A 13,787-nucleotide genomic window follows, 5' to 3' on the forward strand; every position below is an offset into this window, starting at 1 on the left:
TTCTCGTCAGGGACGACGTCGTTCCACCCCGCTGTCGTCGATCTCGACGACCCGGTCCGGGCACACGGGTTCCTCCAGCGCGACCGTGCGTCCGTCCGGGTAGACGACGTCCACGCCCCCCTCGAGGCACCCGGACCCCAGCACGACCATTCCCCCACCGGCATCGACCGTCGAGTCATCGCCACCCCAGACGACGCGGACGGCCGTCGACGAGTTGTTCTCGAACGACACGTCACCCGCGTCGCCGCACCCCGCCGTGAGCACGACGAAGGCCACCGTCCCCAGAACCCGCTGAGTCCTCCCCATGCATCGACTCTGCTCCCGCCAGCCGGTCTCGGACACCGGCGAGACGGGACCTGCACGAGTCGTGCACCGCTCCGCCTACATCGCGTCCGGCGCCGCGATCCCGAGCAGGTCCAGACCGGTGGCCAGCGTCCGCCGGGCGGCCGCGCACAACGCGAGCCGGCTGGACCGCGACGGTTCCTCCGCCCGCAGGACGGGGCACGCCTCGTAGAAACCCGACACCGCGACGGCGAGGTCGTGCAGGTACCCGCACAACCGGTGCGGTTCCAGCGTGCGGGCCACCTCCAGCACCACACCCGGGAACCGCGTCAGCACGAACGCCACCCGCAGTTCCGCCGGGTGCTCCAGGACCGTGACCGGCCCCGGCACGCCGCCGGCCCGGGCCAGCAGGGTCGCGAGCCGGGCGTGGGCGTACTGCAGGTACGGCCCGGTGTCGCCGTCCGTCCCCACCATCCGCCCGAGGTCGAACACGTAGTCCCGACCGAGGCCGGAGGACAGGTCGGCGTACTTCACCGCCCCGATGCCCACGTCCCGCGACCCGGCCCGCTGCTCGGCCTCGTCGAGCAGCACCCCGAGGGGGACGGTTCCCCCGTCCCGCGTCTTGAAGGGACGCCCGTCGGCGCCCAGGACCGTCCCGAACGCGACGTGCTCGGCCTGCACGGCGTCCGGCAGCCAGCCGGCCGCCCGCGCCAGGGCGAAGACCTGGTCGAAGTGGAGGCTCTGCCGGGCGTCGACGACGTAGACGAGGCGGTCCGCACCGTCCACGGCCACCCGGTGCCGCAGCGCGGTCACGTCCGTCGCGTCGTAGCCGAAACCCCCGTCGGACTTGCGCAGGACCATCGGAGGCAGACCGGGCGGGAACGCGCACAGCGCGCCCTCGGACACCCGCAGCAGACCGAGCCCGTCGAGGTCGTCCACCGTCCGCTGCAACCGGTCCTGGTAGTGGCTCTCCCCCACCACGTCAGCCGGCTGCAACCGGACCCCCAGCCGGCCGTAGGTCGCGGAGAACGCCTCGGCCGACACGGTGACGACCCGCTCCCACAGCACCCTCGTCGCGGCGTCACCGCCCTGCAGGTCCACGACCCGCCGCCGCGCACGGTCCGCGAAACCCGCCTCCTCGTCGAACCTCCGCCGCGCGGCCCGGTACGCCTCGTCGAGGGCGGCGAGGTCGGGTTCGGCGGGGAACCCGATCTCGTCCAGGTGTTCCAGGAGCATGCCGAACGGCGTCCCCCAGTCGCCGACGTGGTTGCGCCGCAGCACCTCGTGACCTGCAAACTCCAGGACGCGGACGAGGGCGTCCCCGATGACGGTCGACCGCAGGTGCCCGACGTGCATCTGCTTGGCCACGTTGGGCGAGGAGTAGTCGACGACGATCCGTTGCGGGACAGAAGGTCTGTCGACCCCGAGGTGTGCGTGCGCGGCGTACCCGGTGACGGTCCGGGCCAGGGTCTCCGGCCGCAGGGTCAGGTTGACGAAACCCGCACCGGCCAGGACGGGCGGCAGGCACAGGTCGGCGACGTCCAGCGCGTCCACCAACCGCTCCCCGAGCGCCCGGGGTGGTTCGCCCAGCGGCTTGGCCAGACGCAACGGGAGGTTGGTCTGGAAGTGGCCGAACTCGGGCCGGGTGGCTGTCCGGAGTTCGGGGTCGGCGCCCAGACCGAAGGCGGTCAGGGCGGCGGCGGAGAGCCGGGACGTGAGGGTGTTCTCGATCGTGGGCACTGCAGCTCCTCGGGGTGCGACGGCGGCGTCACCCCTCGGACGAGGGGTGGGTCAGGAGACGCGTCGGCGTCGTCGTCGCAGCACCCGGGTCGAGGACATGGGTCCAGTGTTGCACGTCAGGCCGGGAACGGGGAGGCCGCGGACATCCCGAAGTCGGCGAGGAGGTGCGTGCCGTTCACGGCGGCCGTGAGCGGAGACAGGAGCAGAGCGACGAGCCCGGCCACCTGCTCGGGGGTCTGCACCGGGTAGGAACTGCCGGAGAAACCCTGCGGGAGTTCCAGGTCCGTGCGCGACATCGGCGTGTCCACGACGCTGGGGCACAGGCAGTTCACCCGCACCCCTTCCGGGCGCAGGTCCACGGCCAGGCTGCGGCCGAGGGCCAGCAGCGCCCCCTTGGACGTGCAGTAGGGCGCCATCCCCGGCGCGCTGGTGAACGAGGAGTCCGACGCCAGGAGGACCACCGACGGGTCCGCGCCGGCCCGCAGGAGCGGCGCGGCACCCCGCACGGACAGGAAGGCGCCGAGGACGTTGACGTCCTGCACCCGCGCGAAGTCGGTGGCGGACACCTCCACCGCGGGGGTGCCGACGGGCCCGGAGATCCCGGCGCAGCAGACGAGCCCGTCCACCGCTGCGCCGAACTCGGCCGACACCCGGGCGAACGCCGACGCGACCTGCTCCTCCCGGGTCACGTCGGCGTCCACGTCCGCCCCGCGCAGGTCGATCGCGGTCACCCGCGCCCCCGCGTCGCGCAACACCCCCACGACGGCGGCGCCGATGCCCGACGCCCCGCCGGTCACCACCACGCGGCGACCGGCGAGGCCCAGGTCGAGCGTCACGCCCACGCCGACGGGTCGGGCACGGTGCGGGACAGTTCGGACTCCCGGGCGCCCATCGCGATGGAGTTCGTCGTGCCCTCCTCGGTGTCCAGGCCCCAGATCCGGCCGGTGGAACGGCCGCGGTCGAAGTTGATCGCGACGATGCCGTCGCAGGGGACGACCTTCTCCTGCCAGGCGAAGAGGAACACGTTCTCCCGCAACCGCCAGACCCGCCCGCGGTCGGTGTCGGCGAGGCCCTTCTCCGCCCCGGCGAGGCAGTGCCAGGTGTACGCGCTGTCGGTGAGGTAGAGGTGCTCGTAGGCGTTGTCCGGTCCGTAGACGTAGAGGACGCGTCGGCCGACGAGCGCGTCGGTGCGCTCGTGCCGGGCGGCTCCACCCGTCGTCGTGCCCGTGCGGACCTCCTCGACGACGCGGACGGTTCCGACGGGGCCGGGAGGGGCGACGTGGCTGCGGACGACGGTGGCGGCACCCGTGCGTCCGTCGACCACGACGACGTGCGCGATCCCGTCGGGCCCCGGGGAGGCGGTGTGGACGAGGTGCAGGTCGTCGTCGACGAGCTTCACCGACACCGGGCCCGTGTGGGCCACCAGGTCGCTGCCGGGGCGCTCGTCGAGCACCGTGGCCTCGCCGTCGGCGCCGATCTCCACCGACACCTGCGCGCCGTCGTCGAGGGTCACCGTGAGGCGGGTGCCCGCCAGGGCGTCGGTGTCGGGCAGGTCGTAGTCGCCGAACCCGTGCCCGTCCAGGGCGTTGAGGGTGGGCCACTCCGAGGCGGTCAGGTAGTCGGTGGGGGTGTTCACGACGGACATCCGGTCTCCTGGGGTTTGCGAGCGGTCAGAGGAAGGCGAAGGCGCCCGGGTCGACGACGACGGTGCCGCCGTCGACCGGGAGCACGGCGCCGTGGACGTAGGACGCCTCACCCGAGAGCAGCCAGGCCACGACGGCGGCCACCTCCGCGGCGTCCGCGGGACGGCGTTGCGGGACGGCGGCGGTGACGCGGGCGTAGGCCTGCCCCACGTCGAGACCGAGGGGTCCGCCGAACTCGGCCATCTCCTCGTCGCCCATCTCGGTGCGGACCCAGCCGGGGGCGACGCAGTTCACACGCACCCCCTGCGGACCCAGGTCGACGGCGAGGTTCTGGACGAGCATGTGGAGCGCGGCCTTGGAGGCGCCGTAGGCGAGGTAGTCGGCCGAGGCGCGCAGCCCCGCCACCGACCCCACGGCGACGACCGCGCCCCGCGAGGACAGCAGGTGGGGCAGGGCCTGGCGGACGAGGAGGTAGGGACCGGTCAGGTTGATGCGCAACGTCTCGTCCCAGTCCGCCCGGGCCATGGTGGTGAGGGTCCCGGTGCGGGCGACACCGGCGTTGAGGACCAGACCGTCGAGGCGGCCGTGCCGGTCCAGGGTCTGCGCGACGACGTGGGCCACCCCCTCGTCCGTGGCGGTGTCACCCACGACGACGGTGGCGCCGGTGTCCGCCGCGACGGCGTCGAGGGGTCCGCGGCGCCGCCCGCAGACGACGACCTGGTCCCCCCGCGCGGCGAGGGTGCGAGCCACGGCGGCGCCGATCCCCGTCCCGCCCCCGGTGACGACGACGACGCTCACGACAGTTCCGTGGTGAAGTCGACGTCGCGCCGGGAGCCGGCGAGGACCCAGCCGAGGACGGCCATGAGCGGGATGCCGAGCAGCAACCAGACGCCGGCCCCGCTGCCGCCCAGCGTGGAGTAGTTCGCGATCGCCAGGTACAGGACGACGACGAAACCCACGAGCGCCACGGCCGGGGTGACGGTCGTCCGCCACACCCCCTCCCCTCCGCCGGCCCGGGGCAGGAACCGCAGCATCGCCACGCAGGTCAGCAGGAGGACGACGACGAGCGAGGCCGTCCCGAGGGCCAGGAGCCAGAAGTAGGTGACCGCGATGGGGTCGGCCCGAAACAGCTCGAAACCCCCGAGGACGGCGAACTCGGCGACGCCGATGGCGAGCGCCGCGGCCACGGGCGAGCGGGTCCCGGCGCTGGTCCGCCCGAGGACGGACGGCAGGGCCCCCGCGCGGCCGAGCGCGAACACGTACCGCGTGAAGAGGTTGTGGAACCCGATGAGCATGGCGAAGAAGCTCGTGACGACCAGCACGTCCATCACGGTCGCGAACCCCGTCCCGACGTACCGGGCGGCGAGGTCGGGGACGAAGGTCCCGGCGGCGAGCTTGTCGCCCGCCTCCTGCTCGACGACGCCGAACCCCGCGGCCCCGCCCAGGCACCACGTCGTGAAGGCGTAGAAGACGCCGATGAACCCGATGGCCAGGTAGGCCGCACGCGGGATGGTCCGGCGCGGTTCGCGCGCCTCCTCCGAGAACACGACGGTCGCCTCGAACCCGGTGAAGCAGGAGACGCAGAACAGGAACGCCACGCCCAGCCCGGGTACGGCCCAGGAGGACGGGGAGAAACCCTGCAGCGAGAACCCGTCGGGTCCGCCGCCCTGGGCGAGGACGACGACGTCCAGCACGACGAACGTCAGGACCTCCAGCACGAGCAGGACGCCCAGCACCTTCAAGGAGAGGTCCACCCCGCGGGCCGTGAGCGCCGTCACCAGGACGAGCGAGACCAGCAGCAGGACCTCGCGGGGCACGGCGACGCCGAGCCGGTTCTCGACCAGTTGCGCGGCGAACACCCCGTACTGGCTCCACAACCCGCACTGCAGCGCGACGTAGCACAGGACGGTGATCCCGGCGACGGCCGCGCCCGCGCGGGTTCCCAGCCCGCGGGCGACGTACGCGACGAAACCGCCGGCGTTCGTGAGGTGCCGGCTCATCGTGACGTACCCGACGCTGAAGACGAGGAAGAGGGCACCGGCCATGAGGAACACCGCGGGGGTCCCCGGACCGACGCTCGCGAAGACGACGGGAGAACCGCCCACGATGGCGGCCATCGGGGCGACGGCGGCCACCACGAAGAAGGTGACGCCGAGGACCCCCAGCCGGCCGCGGCGCAGTCCGGTGAAGGCGAGGGTTTCCTGGCTCATGGTCGTCCTGTCGGGGTGAGGGGGTGGGGGGTTCAGCACGAGGCGCACACGGACCCGGGATGGGGGTGCTGCTGCCAGGACCCGGCGGGCGCGGCCCGGTGCGCGACGTCGGCCGCATCGTGGACGACGACGCCGCCCACGACGACGAGGTCGACACCGACCTGCGGGAACTGCTCGAGGGGGAAGGCCGGGCGGCCCTCGTCGTCGAGGAGGCGTTCGGACAGGACGCAGACGTCGGCGGCGAAACCCGGTGCCAGCCGCCCCTTCCACTGCTCCGCGTGGTCCTGCCAGGCGCCGGCCGTCGTGAAGGCCCGCAGGGCGTCGAGCAGACCGACCCGTTGCTCGGGGCCGGACACGGCGCCCGACCCGCCCTCGCGCAGGACGGCCGAGACGACGCCCGCGCGCCAGTCGTAGGACACGTTGGGCGAGTCCGACGACGCCGCCGTCGGCACCTGCGCCTCGAGCGCCGAGGCGAAGGGGACCTGCTGGGCGGCCCGGGCCTCGCCGACGACGGCCGGCTGGCTGTCGGCGATGAGCGCCCGGATCGCAGGGTTGAAGTTCACGCCGATGCCGTGCTCGGCCATGACGGCGAGCGTCGCCGGGGAGGTGAAGTCGCCGTGGACGACGTAGTGCCGGGCGGGGTTCGTCCGGCCACCCGCCGTGAACGCGGCGACCACGGCGTCGATCGCCGCGTCGCCGGTCGCGTGCACCCCGATCTGGTAGCCGGTCTCGTGCACGGTGCGGACCATCTGCGCCAGGTGCGCCACCTTCGCCGCGTCGTCGGCGCCGGTCGTCACCAGGCTCCCCCGGCCGCCCCCGACGTACTCCTCGTGCATCCAGGCGGTGCGGCTGGCGATCGGCACCCCGTCGGCGCGGAGCTTGACCCCCCGCACGGCGAAGCGCCGCGGGTCGACGTCGCGGGCGGGGACGTTCCCCTGCAGCACGTCCAGCACACCGTCCACGTCGACGGGGTAGGTGTCGTCGGGCCGGCTGAGCAGGGCGGTGACGCGCAGCGGCAGGGTTCCGGCGCGGGCCAGTTCCTCGTAGAGCTCGCGGGCGACGGTGCCGATCCCGGGTTCGGTGACGCTCGTGATGCCGACGGCGACGACCGCGGCCGCGGCGTCCTCGATGGCCTGCCGCTGCTCGTCCCGGGTGAACGGGGGCACCGTCGCGGTGACGAGCGCCATCGCGGTCTCCCGCAGGACCCCCGTCGGCCGGCCGGAGGAGTCCAGGACGACCTCGCCACCCGCCGGGACGGGGGTCGAGGCGTCGACGCCCGCCAGGACCAGGGCCGCGGAGTTCACCCACAGCTGGTGGTTCGACCAGTCGAGCAGGACGACGGGGTTGTCCGGCGAGACGGCGTCGAGGTCGGCCGCCGTCGGGGCCCGGCCCAGCAGGTCCTCGTTCCAGCCCTTGCCGCGGATCCACCCACCGCGGGGGGCGGTGGCCACGGCGGCGGCGACGGCGGCGACGGCCGCCGGGACGGTCCCGCCCACGGCCGCGCCGACGTCGATGGTGCGCGGCGGCATCGCCAGCCCGGTGCGCAGGAGGTGCAGGTGGGAGTCGTTGATCCCGGGCAGCGCAGTGCGGCCGGCGAGGTCGACGACGTGCGTGCAGGGCCCGGTCCAGGCCACGACGCTCTCGTCGTCCCCGACGTGGACGACGGCCCCGTCCCGGACGGCGAGCGCGGTGGCGGTCTCGGGTCCGGCCCCGTCGAGGGTGAGGACCTGCCCGCCCCGCAGCACGAGGTCGGCGGGACGCGGGTGGCCGTCCGGATCGATGTCGGCGGCGGCGAGGGTCACGGCGGCGGCGGCCCCGAGGATGACCTGTCGGCGGGGAGGCGCGGTGGTGTCGAGGGGTTCCACGTTCGCTCCGGAGGGATGAGAGGGGTGGGGCGCGACGGCCGCGGGATCTCCTTCGACGACGGGCCTGCCGGTGCTGGATTCCAGCACCGGCAGAGGTCGGGGGGATCCGTAGCCGTACGGATGCGCCACCCGCCCCTCAGCTGGGGGTGCTCGGTAGGTTGACCGCGTGTCCCGGCGCGAGGAGATCCTGCACGCGAGCGCCCAGGCGATCGCCGACGTCGGCGTGCGGGGGTTGCGCGTGAGCGACGTCGCCGCCCGCGTGGGCGTCGCGACGAGCCTCATCTACTACCACTTCACCGACCGGGACACCCTCGTCACGGCGGCCTTGGACCACGTGACGCGGCAGGCGCTGGCGTTCCGCCGGCGGCCGGGCGCGGAGCCGGCGAGGACGGTCGAGCGGCTGCTCGAGCAGTTCACGGCCGAGTTCGTCGACGACCCGGAGGTCGTCGACCACTCCCGGGCGTGGAACGAGCTGCGCGCCAGCGCGGTGCACGAACCCGCGCTGCGGGAGGCCATGGCCGCGGCCAGCCGGGCCTGGACCGACGACATCGCGGCCGCGGTCCGGGAGGCGCAGGCGGCGGGGAACGTGGCGGCCGACGTCGACGCGGACGGGGTGGCCCTTCAGGTGGCGGTGTTCATGGAGGGCCTGGACAGCCGGTGGCTCACGGGGGAGCTGACGACGGCCGACGCCGTGAGGGCCCTGCGGGACGTCGCGATCCGGTTGCTCCGCACCCCTGGATCCTGACTGACTTTTCAGTCTAAGATCGCCGCGTGACCGCCGCCGACGCGCCGCTCTTCGACTTCTTCTCCCAGCCCGCGCTGCCCGCACCCGACGTCCCCGCCGACGAACTGCGGGAGATCGTGGCGCAGGAGTGGGGGTTGCACGTGACGCTGCGTTCCCTGGGCAGCCAGCAGGACCAGAACTTCATGGCCCACGACGCCGACGGCGAGGCCGTGGGGGTCCTCAAGATCAGCAACCCCGCCTTCGGGGAAGCCGAGATCGACCTGCTCGACCGGGCCGCCGACCTCGTGGCCGCGGGACGGCCGGACCTGAGGGTGGCGCGCGTCGTGCGCCGCGACGGCGAACCCCTGCGCGGCTGGTTCGACACCTCCCACGGCCGGCTGCACGCCCGGCTCCTGACCGTCGTCCACGGCCGCACCCTCAACGGCTCACGTCACCTGTCCCCCGCCGTCGTCGAGCGCCTCGGCGTCCTGGCCGCCGCGGTCAGCCGCACGCTGGAGAGCGTGGAAGACCCTGCGCAGGAACGGGTCCTGCAGTGGGACCTGCAGCACGCCCGGCGGGTCGTGGAGCTCCTGGCCCCGCAGGACCCCGACGCTGCCGTCCGGGAACGGGTCCTCGCCGAGTCCGCGACCGCGCTCGCCGCCCTCGAACCGCTCGCCGACCGGCTGCCCCGCCAGCTCGGCCACTTCGACCTCACCGACGACAACGTCGTGGTGCCCCCGGGAGGGGTGCTGCCCGACGGCGTCGTCGACTTCGGCGACGTCCTGCGTTCCTACCGCGTCGCCGAGCTCGCGGTGACGATCTCCTCGGTCCTGCACCACGCCGGCGCGGAGGTGGAGAGCGTGCTGCCCGCGGTCCGCGCCTTCGACGCCGAGCGCCACCTCACCGACGACGAGGTGGAGGCCTTGTGGCCGCTCGTCGTGCTGCGCGGGGCCGTCCTCGTGGTCTCCGGCCGCGACCAGGCCGTCCTGGACCCCGGCAACGCCTACGCCCAGGACGGCCTGGACCGCGAGTGGCGCATCTTCGAGAAGGCGACGGAGGTTCCGCTCCCCGTCGTCACGGCGCTGCTGCGGGACGCGCTCGGGCGGTCGACGCTACGGGAACCCGCCGCCGGCGGTCGGCTCCTGCCCGCGGGTCTGGCCGTGGACGTCCTCGACGCGGGCACCCGCTCCGAGCTCAACGACCTCGGGGCGTGGCAGGACCCGGGCACGCTCGACCGCGGGGCCGCGCGCCTGCTGGCCGCCGGGTCGGACGTCGTCGTGCTGGCCCACGCGGTTCCCGTGCTGACGGGTGCGCCGACGTTGAGCCCGGAACCGCCCGCCTCCGTCCCCACCGGCAGCACGCTGTGGCTCGCCCGCGCCCAGCCCCTGCTCGCGCCGTTCCCGGGAGACGTGCGGGTCTCGGGTCCCGTCGTGGAACTCCTCGGGGACGAGGCGGTGCTGCGGGTGCGCGGGGCGGAGGCGCTCGCCGGCCCCGTGGCCGCGGGGGCCGAGTTCGGACGGCTGCCCGCGGGAACCCCCGTGCTCGTGCAGGTCCTGCGCGGCACCGGGGACCTCGACGTCCCGGCGCGCGTGCGGGCGGCGCAGGCTCCGGGCTGGCTGGCGCAGGTCGCCGATCCGGCCCCGCTGCTCGGGCTCGACCCGGTGGTGCCCGTCGGCGCGCACGAGGTGCTGCGCCGCCGCGAACAGGTCCTCGCCGAGGTGCAGGAGCACTACTACGCGCAGCCGCCGCAGATCGAACGCGGCTGGCGCGAGCACCTCGCCGACGTGGACGGCCGCGTGTACCTCGACATGGTCAACAACGTCACCTCCGTGGGGCACGCGCACCCGCGCGTCGCCGAGGCCGCGGGCCGGCAGCTGCGGTTGCTCAACACGAACTCCCGCTTCCACTACGCGGCCGTCGCCGAGTTCGCCGAGAAGATCGCCGCGACGCTGCCCGACGAGCTGGACACGGTGTTCCTCGTGAACTCCGGCTCCGAGGCCGTCGACCTGGCGCTGCGGATCGTGATGGCCTCCACGGGACGGCGCCACGTCGTGGCGATGCGGGAGGCGTACCACGGGTGGACGTTCGCCAGCGACGCCGTCTCGACGTCGGTGGCCGACAACCCGAACGCCCTCGCCACCCGGCCCGACTGGGTCCACACCGTCGACGCCGCGAACTCCTACCGCGGGACGTACCGGGGGCAGGAGGCCCACCGCTACGCCCCCGAGGCGGTCGCGACGATCCGCGAGCTCGCCGGGCGGGTCGACCTGGCGGGCTTCGTCGCCGAGACGTACTTCGGCAACGCGGGCGGCGTCGCCCTGCCGCCGGGCTACCTCGAGGCCGTCTACGCCGCGGTGCGGGAGGCGGGCGGGCTGACCGTGGCCGACGAGGTGCAGGTCGGCTACGGCCGCCTCGGGCACTGGTTCTGGGGTTTCGAGCAGCAGGGGGTCGTGCCGGACGTCGTGGCCGTCGCGAAGTCGGTCGGCAACGGCACCCCCGTCGGTGCGGTCGTCACGCGCCGCGAGGTCGCCGACCGGTACCGGACGCAGGGCTACTTCTTCTCCTCCACCGGCGGCAGCCCGGTGTCCAGCGTGGTGGGCGCGACCGTGCTGGACGTCATCCGCGAGGAACGGTTGCAGGAGAACGCCGCGACGGTCGGGACCCACCTGAGGGAACGGCTGCGGGAGCTCGGGACCCGGCACGAGCTCCTCGGCACGGTCCACGGCGACGGCCTCTACCTCGGCGTCGAGTTCGTCCGGGACCGCACCACCCTGGAGCCGGCCACGGCCGAGACAGCGGCGATCTGCGACCGGTTGCTGGACCTCGGCGTCGTCATGCAGCCCACGGGCGACCACCTCAACGTCCTGAAGGTGAAACCGCCGCTGTGCGTCGCCCGGGAGTCGGTGGACTACTTCGCCGACGCCCTGGACCGGGTGCTCACCGAAGGCTGGTGAGCAGGGCCGTCACGAGCATGCTGCCCGCCATCCCCAGGCCGCAGACCCGGGGACGGCGGGCGGCGGCCACCAGCCACCCGGCCGCCACGAGGACGGCCGGCAGGCCGGTCACCCCGGCGGTCGCGTGCAGGTGGGCCCCGCCGAGGGACGGCGCGTGGGAGGACGCGGGCAGCCACCACAGCAGCGCGACCGTGGCCATCAGGTCGACCGGCACCGGGCTGGGGACGCCGCTGCGACGGGCGGCCGCCGCCGCGGCCCAGGCGGCGCCCCAGCCGGCCAGCGTGAGGACCGGGGTGAGCAGGAACGGCACCGCCAGACCGCACGCGGCCAGCAGGCACTGGGCCATCGCCGCGGTCATGACGGCCGCCGCCGCGCGGGAGGTCCGGAAACCGGCGAGCGCCGCGGCGACCCCGACCAGCCCTGCGGCGAGGTGGAGGTGCGTCACCCCTCCCGGTGGCAGTGGGCGCCCGCCGAGGGCGGCACGTCGAGGGTGGGGTTGCGGTCGAAGAACCCGACGGGTTTGAGGACGAACCCCGTGTGGTCGACGGGCATGATCGGCCAGTCCTCCGGCCGCGGGACGTGCGTCAGCCCGAACGTGTGCCACACGACGAGGTCGGTGGCCTCGAGGTTGCGGTCCCCCGCGACGTAGGTGGGCAGACCCGCTCCGCCGTGGTGCTGGTTGACGAAGTCGCCGGCCGAGTAGCGCTGGTCCGGGTCGAAGGCCGTCACCCACAGGTGGTCCGTCGCGAACCCCGCGCGCCGCTGGATGGAGGAGTCGTCCGCCGCCAGCAGCGTCGGCTGTCCCTCGGGGAACAGCGCGTACGCCACGGGCCGGCCGAGCGCGTTGAGGCGTCCCGGGTTCGACACGTGCCACACCCGCGCGCGGGCGGGGTCGGCCTGGCGGCGGGCGGCCAGTTCGGTCCGCAGCGGCGTGACCGACGTCGTGAACGCGTTGCCGCGCGGGTTCTCCGGCCCGACCGGGACGCGCTCGACCTGCACCTCCTCGACCGAGTTCTCGTACCCGTCCACGGCCATGTCGAGGCGGGCGCTGAACAGGTGCTGGTGGTAGGGGGCGCCCAGACCCGGCGCGATCTCCGACGAGTAGGGGTACCCCTCCCCGGGGTAGGCGGAGGTGAAGACGACCCCCGTGGCCTTGGCCTCGAACTCGATGGTCCCGTCGAGGTAGAGGTACCAGTAGAACCCGTAATCGTAGTTCCCGATGGTCGTGAAGAACGACACGACGAGCCGGCGCTGGCGCCGCACGGTGCTGCTGCCCGCCCACAGGTCGGTGTGCTTGAAGAGGATCCCGGTGTCCTCCTCGTGGATGCAGACGGCGTTCGGCAGGACCCGTGGGTTCCCGCGCTCGTCCGCGATGGTCGCGTCGAGGTAGGTGATCTCGCCGACGCAGTCGCAGCCCAGCTCAAGGGCGTTGGCGTACCGGCCGACGAGGTACTCCCCCGTGTCGAAGTAGTTCTGCCACGAGCGGACCGGGGAGGGGTCGGCGTACGGCACGACCATCTCGGCGATCGAGGCGCGGTGGACGATCGGGCGGTCGCGGCCCTGGTCCCGGTCGTGGAACGAGACCTGGTGCAGCACCAGACCTTCCCGGGCGTCGAACCCCACCCGGACGGAGAAGTTCTCCCACTGCAGCAGGTCGCCGTCGAGGGTGAAGCTGGGGCCCTCGGGCTGGGTGATCGAGATCGGCTTCTGCGTCGTGCGGTGCTCGCCGCGCACGGCGGGGTCGTCGAAGTTCCCCGACACCGACGGCACGGGCACGGCGCCGAGGTCGAGGACCTGGGTCACCTCGCGGGCGATGACGTCGACGTACCCGACGAGCCCGTCCACCGGGTGCGCCCAGGCGAGGTCGGCGGGGTGCTCCTGGACGAAGGCGAGACCGCGCAGGATGCGGCGGCCGACCTCCTCGGGGTACTCGAAGACGCCGGCCGACAGCGGGGCGACGCGCACGGTGGCGACGTCGAGGTCGCGGGCGGCCAGCGCGGCGAGCCACCGGCCGTCCGTGGCGAGCAACTGCTCGACGAGCTCGAACTCCTCGTCGAGCACGGGCAGCTGCCCGTCGACGGCGGCGTCCAGGTCGCTCGAGCGCAGGACCGTCCGCGCCGTCAGGTCGACGAGGACGTCGCGGGCGGCGACGACGCGCACGTCGTGCAGCAGGGCGCGGGCCCGGCGCGGTGGCGTCGCGGCGGCGAGTTCCGCCTTCGTCGGTTCGTCGAGCCCCACGTAGGCGAAGCGGGTGGACTCGCGGACGAGCCCCTTGGCGTCCAGCACCTCACGGACGGCGGCGATCTCGTCGGCGGTCAACGAGGACAACGGGTGGCCGGTGGTCATGGGGCTCCTCTGTGAGTCTCCGG

Annotated in this window: 11 protein-coding genes; 2 read left to right on the forward strand and 9 right to left on the reverse strand. The window is 74.0% G+C overall.

Annotated elements, in window-relative coordinates; genetic code table 11:
• Window positions 1-6: 6 nt before the first annotated feature.
• The 7 genes from AB1207_RS20135 to AB1207_RS20165 all read right to left on the reverse strand — a co-directional run bounded on the left by AB1207_RS20135 (window position 7) and on the right by AB1207_RS20165 (window position 7,740).
• On the reverse strand, window positions 7-306 hold the full coding sequence (locus AB1207_RS20135; protein WP_367640255.1) for a hypothetical protein: 300 nt from the start codon (window positions 304-306) through the stop codon (window positions 7-9).
• A gap of 75 nt (window positions 307-381) precedes the next feature.
• Window positions 382-2,022, reverse strand: coding sequence for an arginine--tRNA ligase (argS, locus tag AB1207_RS20140; RefSeq protein ID WP_437178995.1), 1,641 nt, complete (start codon window positions 2,020-2,022; stop codon window positions 382-384).
• A 116-nt stretch (window positions 2,023-2,138) separates the two neighbouring features.
• The gene (locus tag AB1207_RS20145; protein ID WP_367640257.1) at window positions 2,139-2,858 is read right to left on the reverse strand and encodes an SDR family NAD(P)-dependent oxidoreductase; all 720 of its coding nucleotides are present in this window, start codon (window positions 2,856-2,858) and stop codon (window positions 2,139-2,141) included.
• On the reverse strand, window positions 2,855-3,667 hold the full coding sequence (locus AB1207_RS20150) for a MoaF C-terminal domain-containing protein (protein WP_367640259.1): 813 nt from the start codon (window positions 3,665-3,667) through the stop codon (window positions 2,855-2,857). The genes AB1207_RS20145 and AB1207_RS20150 overlap by 4 nt, the downstream gene beginning before the upstream one ends.
• Window positions 3,668-3,692: 25 nt before the next feature.
• Window positions 3,693-4,463: an SDR family NAD(P)-dependent oxidoreductase gene (locus AB1207_RS20155; protein ID WP_367640260.1), complete on the reverse strand. Its 771-nt coding sequence runs from the start codon at window positions 4,461-4,463 to the stop codon at window positions 3,693-3,695.
• Window positions 4,460-5,875, reverse strand: coding sequence for an APC family permease (locus AB1207_RS20160; RefSeq protein ID WP_367640261.1), 1,416 nt, complete (start codon window positions 5,873-5,875; stop codon window positions 4,460-4,462). The genes AB1207_RS20155 and AB1207_RS20160 overlap by 4 nt, the downstream gene beginning before the upstream one ends.
• Window positions 5,876-5,907: 32 nt before the next feature.
• On the reverse strand, window positions 5,908-7,740 hold the full coding sequence (locus tag AB1207_RS20165) for an amidohydrolase (RefSeq protein WP_367640263.1): 1,833 nt from the start codon (window positions 7,738-7,740) through the stop codon (window positions 5,908-5,910).
• A 166-nt stretch (window positions 7,741-7,906) separates the two neighbouring features.
• On the opposite strand from AB1207_RS20165, the gene AB1207_RS20170 reads away from it, so the two are divergent.
• Both AB1207_RS20170 and AB1207_RS20175 read left to right on the forward strand, forming a co-directional pair.
• Window positions 7,907-8,485 carry a TetR/AcrR family transcriptional regulator gene (locus tag AB1207_RS20170; protein ID WP_367640265.1) on the forward strand — a complete coding sequence of 193 codons (579 nt, stop codon included), beginning with the start codon at window positions 7,907-7,909 and terminating at the stop codon, window positions 8,483-8,485.
• Window positions 8,486-8,511: 26 nt separating this feature from the next.
• On the forward strand, window positions 8,512-11,418 hold the full coding sequence (locus AB1207_RS20175) for an aminotransferase (RefSeq protein ID WP_367640266.1): 2,907 nt from the start codon (window positions 8,512-8,514) through the stop codon (window positions 11,416-11,418).
• Here AB1207_RS20175 and AB1207_RS20180 read toward each other — a convergent pair.
• On the reverse strand, window positions 11,402-11,863 hold the full coding sequence (locus AB1207_RS20180) for a hypothetical protein (RefSeq protein ID WP_367640268.1): 462 nt from the start codon (window positions 11,861-11,863) through the stop codon (window positions 11,402-11,404). The two genes, AB1207_RS20175 and AB1207_RS20180, sit on opposite strands and share 17 nt — an antisense overlap.
• The gene (locus AB1207_RS20185) at window positions 11,860-13,764 is read right to left on the reverse strand and encodes a primary-amine oxidase (protein WP_367640269.1); all 1,905 of its coding nucleotides are present in this window, start codon (window positions 13,762-13,764) and stop codon (window positions 11,860-11,862) included. Before AB1207_RS20185 ends, AB1207_RS20180 begins: the two co-directional genes overlap by 4 nt.
• Window positions 13,765-13,787 lie beyond the last annotated feature (23 nt).

Origin of the sequence: Kineococcus endophyticus (assembly GCF_040796495.1) — a bacterium.
In the GTDB taxonomy this organism is placed as follows: Bacteria; Actinomycetota; Actinomycetes; order Actinomycetales; family Kineococcaceae; genus Kineococcus; species Kineococcus endophyticus.